Here is a 6,313-nt window from a genome sequence, read left to right on the forward strand (position 1 = left end):
GCGTTCTTCTGGCTGGCCGTCGACACGAAGTCGTACAGGTGTTGGCCGTCGAGATTGATCGTGAAGTGGCCTTCGACGACGGGCGGCTTCTCGTCTTTCTTCTGCGCGAAGATCGCGTTGCCGATCATCTTGCCGATGCGCTCGCCGAAGTCGTGGCCGAAGTAGCCGGCGATCGCACCGCCGATCGCGCCGACAGCGGTGCCGGCGATCGGCACGACCGAGCCGGCTGCCGCACCTGCGGCCGCGCCCAGTGCCATGCCGCCAAGACCGCCGACAACGCCCCCGGCGACGCCGACATAGCCGGCCTTCTTTTGATCCGGTGTCATCGAGTCGTTGTTGGCGATGGAGTACGCCTCCATGCCGCCAACAACCGCCTGTAGCGGCGCACCGAACCGGCCGATCAGACGCGCCCCGGCTGCGAAACGCGAGCCGAAGGTCGCGGCCTGCGCGGCGGTGCCGAGCGCGCCGGCTGACGCAGCAGCAGCCGTATCGGCGGCCGCAATGCCGGCGGCCGGCGCCGCGCCGAACCCGCCGCGCAAAATGCTGATGGACGCCGCGACACCGAGCGCGGCCGACAGGGTCTTCAGGCCGAGCGTCGTGCCCTCGATCGCGGCGGTCAGCCCGGGATACTTGCGCGCGTAGTCGGTGAGGTTCGACGCGACTTCTCCAAGCTTCCCGTCAAAGCCTTCCAGCGCCCTCTGGCGAGCGATCGCGCGCTCGTTTTCAAGCTGCTCGGCCTTGAACGATGGCGTATTGGCGATCATCTCGAAGTTACTGTCGACCGCCATCGTTGGATCAAACACTTGCGATTCGACACGCTTGCGATAGTCTTTCTGGCCCATATACGCGACTGCCGCACCGAGCGCCTGGCGATCGTGGATGATCTTGCCGATCGACGTGCCTTCGAGCAATTGGACCTGGCTCTCCATGATCTCTTTGCGCTGGCTCTCGGGCGCGGTCGCGAGCTTCGTCTTCAGGCGCTGATAGCGCTTGTCGCGCGACATCACGTTTTCGAGAATGCCGACGAACGCGTCCAGTGCGTTCACACCTTTCGCACGCGACGCGGCGAGACTGCCGGTCAGGTCGATACCGAGCTTCTTCGCCTTGATCTGCGTGTCCTGGGAATTCAGCTTCTCGAGCAGGTTGACCAGGTTGTTGCCGGCCTCATCCTTCGTGCCGGCCGTGATTACCGATGCCTGGTTCGCGACGACGAGCTTGCCAAAGTCCTGCAAGCCCGACATGCCGGAAAGCTTCGCCATCGCCATCTGCTGCGGGAGCCACTTCGACATGTCGCGCAGCTCGAAGCCGCCGGCCTGGCCACCCTTGAGCGCCATGTCGAGTGCGCGCGGAATGTCCGCTTCCTTGATGCCGAAGTTCTGCATCGCACGAATGGCAATGTTGCCGAGTTCGTTCGGGTCTGCACCGGTGGCGGTCGCGTACTTCAGCAGGTTCGGGAGCATTTTCATCGCGGTCTTGTCGCTGACCGCGCCGGAGGCGAGCAGGTTGTCGAGCGTGTCGGCCGCCTGTTCGCGTGATCCGCCACCGGAGCGCACGGCCGATACGATCGCATCGTTCAGTTCACCCATACCTCGACGCCGGCCGGCGACATCGCGATCGGAGAATGCCGTGTTCGCCATCATGGCGAGACGCCGGTCATAGGCCATCGTTTCACGAACGGCAGGGGCGGCCACCATCACGCCGGCAGCAGCACCGGCCACGACGCCGCCTGCGCGCCACATCGCGCCGACCGCGCGACCACCGCGCGCGAGCCGTCCCTCGGCTTGCTCGGTGCCGCGCAGCTCGCGGTTCAGCTCGGCCACACGCGTACGCAACGCAGCGAACGCGCGCGCCTGTTCGGCGGCCGACGCGAAGCCCGCGCGTTGGAGCCGGTTGTATGCTGCGACGGTTTGAGAGATTTCCCGGCGAATCGCCTGTTCGGCGCGCACATCGAGCTGCTCGCGGGCCGCTGCCAGGCGTTGCGAGCCGGTCAGGATGTTCCGGTTCGCCTGGGTGTAGGCCGCCTCGGTCTGATGCACATTGCGCTGCACGGCCTGCTCGGCGCGGGCCGATTGCGACATGCGCACGTCGTACAGCATGCGACTGGTCGCCACGCTCACGCGCGACGCGTCGACATACGTCTGCGCAGTCTGACGCACCGAGCGCTGTACGTTGCGCTCGCTTTGTTGTGCGGGCGTCGACACCTGGTCGCGCATCCGCACGGTCAATCCAACTTCGAGATCCCGGGACGACATTATTTTCGCTTACCTTTCCGAGGCTTGCGCCTCAAACTCTTCACGGTGCGCGTCGTGAAGCCGGGCACCCTCTGCCGAGGGTTCTTGCCGCGAATCGTGGCGATCGCAGCAAGATATCCCTCAAGCTCCGGACCGGTCAGGCTTCGGAACCGTTCTTCGCTGACGCCATACTCGGCGAGGACGAGTCCGGCGAGCCGGTAGTTTCGGCGGCCGGCTTCGGCCGCTTCCGCTTTTTTTTAAGCTCGTCCTGCGCCTTCATCATCACGTCGTAGTCGCTGTCGACCGCCGTCGCGAGCAGCTCGTCGGTGATGGCTTCCTTCGGGATCGTGCCGAGCGAAACGAGACAGCGAGCGAGCATCGCCACATTGACGCGCATGTTCGACACGCCGCCGCCGATGATTTCCGGCTGCTCATAGACCTCGATGTTCTCGCCGATGGTGCCGAGACGAATCTCGAAGTCGTAGTGCAGCTCGCCGCTGTCCGGCGGAAATTCGACGCCGTATTCCAGCGAACCTTTTTCGGTGTTGATACTCATTCGTTCACCCGTCGAGTCGAGAAGATGGTGAGGTCGCGGCGCGCCTCGTTTTCCACGCTGTACTGGTCGCCCATGTCCAGCGTGACGCAGTCGTAATAGCTCACGCGCTGGCCACCCGGCGACACGGGGAACTGGGTCAGCTTGCCGCCTTCCATACTCCACCAGTCGATCTCATCGCCGCCGAGCGGGATCACGACGGTCACCTTCAGCTCATGTTCCTCGACGCCGCGCGCGAAGCCCTTGACGCGACCGGTACGGTTCATCGTCTTGACCGGCTTCTTGCCGGTCTTCGACGTCACCGAGAAGGTCACGACCTCGGCCTCCTGGCCGTCGACTTCGAGCACGATCGCGCCGACGTATTCTTCCAATGCCATAGCTGGCTCCTATAGTGTTGCGAGGGGTGTTACAGGATCAGGTCGATCCGGCCGGCGAAGACGTGCAGCCCGTTGACGACGTCGCACGGGATCGCGGCATTGAGCTGGTTGACGTCCTGCAGATCGCGTTCGACGATCAGCTTGTCCTTGTTCGCCTCGACGTTTTCGATGATTTCCAGCTCTTCCAGCTTGTACAGCACGTCGAGCAGCTCGCTACGCACCTTCGGCGGCGTCTTCTCCGACAGCTTCTCGCGCGGGAAGCGAAGCGCGATCCGTTGCTGACACGCCTTGCGAACGTAGTCCAGCGTGCGGATCGTCGTCACGTCGAGCAGCGCCGGATCGTCGATGCCCTGCGCATCCTTCGTGTACGTCGTGATCGCACGGACGATCTGCACAACGTTGCCGGGGCCGATCTCGAAGGGCGTCACGCCGTTATGCAGTGCTTTCTCCTGTTCGGTGCGTCCCGGTTGCAACGGGATCGGCGTCACATCGAGGCCGAGCAGCGTGAGCGTATTCAGCGGGCGTGCAGGGTCGGTCTCGCTGGAAAGGACGGCTGCATATTCGGCTGCGATCTCGGCCGGCATGCATACCGAACCCGGATGCCAACCGATCGTGATCCGCCCCCCGTTGAGATCGCCGGCGAGCGTAGTAGCGGTAGACAGAGTCGCGGGCGTGCCAGCGACGCCGACAGCGGGACGCTGTTCGAGCGCGCCCGAAATGCTTTCCAGGTGCGTGCGCAGCTTCGTGAGCGATTCCTTCGTCGGCCAGCACGTCGCATACAGGTTGTACTTCGCGCCGTACACGGCCGCGAGCGCCGGGGAAATGTCCGGATCGTTCAGCCCGCCCGCCAGTGCCGTGACCGTCGCCGTCACGCCGGCCGCCTGGTTGAGCTGCAACAGGACGATGTCGTTGCCGAATGCACCCTTGTTCTTCGTCGTCAGCGTCACCTTGCCGTTAACGGAGTCGGCTGTGACCGGCAGTGCCGTTTTCTGCGCGATCTGATCCTTGAGGCGCGTGGCGATCGCCGTTTCCGTATCGTCCGCGTAGACGGCGATGTCGACGCGCGTGTTGCCGATAAACAGCGCGAACGCACCGTCGGCCGTGGCCGGCCCCTTGAATTCGACCGTGCCCTTGGCCGGCTGGCCAGCCTGCGCGTCGTCGACCGCGATGACCGTCAGGCTCACATACTTGTATGCCGTGATCGCAGCGACGGCCGCGATGTGCGCGAGCGACCCTGCGCCGAAGTACAGCGCTGCCTGGTCGCCGGAGAACACGTCGATCGGCTTGAGCGCCGGAATCGTCCCGTCAGCGGTGCGCTGGCCGACGATGAGCACGGTCTGGTCGTTCGCCGGCAGCGTGCGCACGGCGAGCTTGGTGTTGTATTCGAAATACTTGCCCGGCTTGCGGATGCCCGACGGGATCGTATCGAACGAGATGTTTTTGCTTGCCATCGGTTAGGCTCCTTTCGCGGCCTTTTTGGCACCCGAGTCGACTGCCGGACTCGGCGCGACGTCGGCGCTCGACTCCGCGGCCGGCCGGTTTTCTTCGATCAGGTCACCCTCGGCGACGCGACGCTGGTAATACGCGGTGTCCGGCACATCGACGGCTTCAGCGTCCGTGATGTACTGGCGCGATGCGTGTTCCTTCGGGACACGCAGCCCGTCACGGGCTTTCACTTTCATGGTTGCTCCTTCATCTCAATGCGATCGACGGCATCGGCCGGCCGATCGGTGCCGGGTTGCAGGTAATAGCGCAGCAGCGTGGACTTCCAGTCCGGCGTCGGTGGATCGAGCTGGCCGTCGTACTGCTCGAACACTTCACCGAGCGGCCCCTCGACGCTGCCTTGCGGAAACGCGCCGACGAACAGCGTGTCTTCGACCCAGGCGGTATGGAATTCCAGGGCGTAGACCGACATGGCGTCGTTACGGACCTTCGTGTTGAACAGCGTGCGGATCGCGCCCGGCGCGAAATGTCGGATCGGCAGGCCCATGTCCTGCTGATTCAGCAGATGCCGCACGGCCGAGATCAGCAGGTTCGTGCCGACCTCGATCTGCGCCGGCCCGCCGTGCCGACTGGTTTCCTCGTTTCGGATGCTGCGCGCGCCGACCATCACGACGAAGGTCGCCTCGGCTTTCCACTTCGAGCGGCTGGTCGCGACGGGGTCCGTCCGCTTGACGCCACCGAACGTCACCCACGCGGCCGGAAAGCGCCGCACGACGGTGTCCAGTTCGTCGTCGTCGAATTCCCCGCCGTAGGTCTTGACCTCGGTGACCATCTTGCCGAGGCCACGCGTGAGGCGGTCGACGACGCCCAACTCAACAGCGGTCACGATCGGAACGTAGGGCATGGCGTTATCGGTTCTCGCGACTGAACACGCGCGTGCCAGTCACGAACTGAACGGAGTTGTCGGGTTGCGGAATCGATCCCGTCGTCGTCGAGCCGAGCGTGACGTCACCGGATGCGACGAGCTTCAGGAACGCGATCGCTGCCTTGTAACGCTTGTCGATTTCGTCGGTCATGACCGTTTCGCCGCCGCACAGGCGATAGCGCGCGATGTCGCAGCAAATGCCGGCGAGCATCTTCGGCTGCGGTTCGAGCGGCAACGCGTACCGGCCGGCCAGATACGTATCGATCTCGGCGGATGCTTCGTCGAGCGCATCGGACAGCACGGCTGCATTCACGTCGCCGGTGCGCTCGCGATCGGACAGCGAGATAGCCTCGCGCTGCCCGAAGCGGTTCACCATGAATTCGACGGTGGCGTACATGGCGCGTTAGCCCTTCTTGCTGGCCGACTGCACCGACTTGCCGCCGGACTTCGCGGCGTCCTGCTTGGCGTCGAACGCCTGGATGCGTGCGACCAGCTCGTTCTCACGCGTGACCAGTCCGGCGAGACGCTCGTCGAGTTCGTCGCTCTTGCGCTTCAGGTCCGCTTCGGTGGCTGCGAGCGCATCGGCGCGTGCGTGCAGTTCGTTTTCGCGAGCCTTCAGGTCGGCCTCGATGTCTGCCAGCGCGAGCGCGCGCTTCGCGTCGTCTTCGCTCACGTCGAGCGTCAGCGTGTCGACGTTCGCCAGGGCCGCCGTCACGTGCGGGGCGTCGTGATGCGGGAGCGCCGCCGCTTCCGCGTCGCTGAGATGGATCGCCGTGTCGACCAC

General features: G+C 64.7%; 8 protein-coding genes. All 8 read right to left on the bottom strand.

Annotated elements, in window-relative coordinates:
* A partial coding sequence (locus WS49_RS16615; RefSeq protein WP_059530602.1) for a phage tail tape measure protein occupies positions 1 to 2,252 on the bottom strand: 2,252 nt, incomplete at its 3' end.
* A gap of 136 nt (positions 2,253 to 2,388) precedes the next feature.
* The gene (locus WS49_RS16620) at positions 2,389 to 2,787 is read right to left on the bottom strand and encodes a hypothetical protein (protein WP_059530585.1); all 399 of its coding nucleotides are present in this window, start codon (positions 2,785 to 2,787) and stop codon (positions 2,389 to 2,391) included.
* Complete coding sequence (locus WS49_RS16625; RefSeq protein WP_059530588.1) at positions 2,784 to 3,161, bottom strand: hypothetical protein; 378 nt, start codon at positions 3,159 to 3,161, stop codon at positions 2,784 to 2,786. The genes WS49_RS16620 and WS49_RS16625 overlap by 4 nt, the downstream gene beginning before the upstream one ends.
* Positions 3,162 to 3,190: 29 nt before the next feature.
* Positions 3,191 to 4,612 carry a phage tail sheath C-terminal domain-containing protein gene (locus tag WS49_RS16630; protein WP_059530590.1) on the bottom strand — a complete coding sequence of 474 codons (1,422 nt, stop codon included), beginning with the start codon at positions 4,610 to 4,612 and terminating at the stop codon, positions 3,191 to 3,193.
* Positions 4,613 to 4,615: 3 nt separating this feature from the next.
* A complete protein-coding gene (locus WS49_RS16635; RefSeq protein ID WP_059530594.1) occupies positions 4,616 to 4,843 on the bottom strand; it encodes a DUF2635 domain-containing protein in 228 nt (75 codons plus the stop codon).
* Positions 4,840 to 5,508 (bottom strand): DUF1834 family protein, encoded by a 669-nt coding sequence (locus WS49_RS16640; RefSeq protein WP_059530596.1) that lies wholly within the window; start codon positions 5,506 to 5,508, stop codon positions 4,840 to 4,842. The genes WS49_RS16635 and WS49_RS16640 overlap by 4 nt, the downstream gene beginning before the upstream one ends.
* 4 nt (positions 5,509 to 5,512) lie before the next feature.
* A complete protein-coding gene (locus WS49_RS16645; protein WP_059530598.1) occupies positions 5,513 to 5,926 on the bottom strand; it encodes a gp436 family protein in 414 nt (137 codons plus the stop codon).
* A gap of 6 nt (positions 5,927 to 5,932) precedes the next feature.
* A partial coding sequence (locus WS49_RS35650; protein ID WP_059530600.1) for a hypothetical protein occupies positions 5,933 to 6,313 on the bottom strand: 381 nt, incomplete at its 5' end.

The sequence above is a fragment of the Burkholderia sp. RF7-non_BP4 genome (assembly GCF_001521935.1).
GTDB lineage: Bacteria > Pseudomonadota > Gammaproteobacteria > Burkholderiales > Burkholderiaceae > Burkholderia > Burkholderia diffusa.